The sequence below is a fragment of the Streptomyces katrae genome, assembly GCF_000966975.1.
GTDB classification, from domain to species: Bacteria; Actinomycetota; Actinomycetes; order Streptomycetales; family Streptomycetaceae; genus Streptomyces; species Streptomyces katrae.
Genome location: NZ_JZWV01001459.1, coordinates 1 through 420 on the forward strand (window position 1 = coordinate 1; position 420 = coordinate 420).

At 76.7% G+C, this 420-nt stretch carries 1 protein-coding gene; it reads right to left on the reverse strand.

Annotated elements, in window-relative coordinates; genetic code table 11:
• Nucleotides 1-420, reverse strand: a 420-nt coding sequence (locus VR44_RS38295; protein ID WP_045952297.1) for a beta-ketoacyl synthase N-terminal-like domain-containing protein, incomplete at both ends; no start/stop codon positions are given.

Consider the following 420-nt stretch of genomic DNA (forward strand, 5'->3'; position numbering starts at 1 on the left):
CCGCGCCGTCCGCGAAGGACTTGCAGCGGCCGTCCGGGGCCAGCCCGCGCTGCCGGCTGAACTCCACGAACGTCGACGGGGTGGACATCACCGTCACCCCGCCCGCCAGGGCGAGCGTGCACTCCCCGCGCCGCAGCGCCTCGCCCGCCAGGTGCAGGGCCACCAGGGACGCCGAGCATGCGGTGTCCACGGTCACCGCCGGGCCCTCCAGGCCCAGGACGTACGAGATGCGGCCCGACACCACGCTCGCCGCGCTGCCCGTCCCCACGTACCCGCCGAGGTCGTCGTCGGAGGCGGCGGCCAGCGTCCCGTAGTCCTGCCCGTTCGTGCCGATGAACACCCCGGTCGCCGAGCCGCGCAGCGGCGCCGCGTCGAGCCCGGCCCGCTCCACGGCCTCCCAGGCCGTCTCCAGCAGCAGCC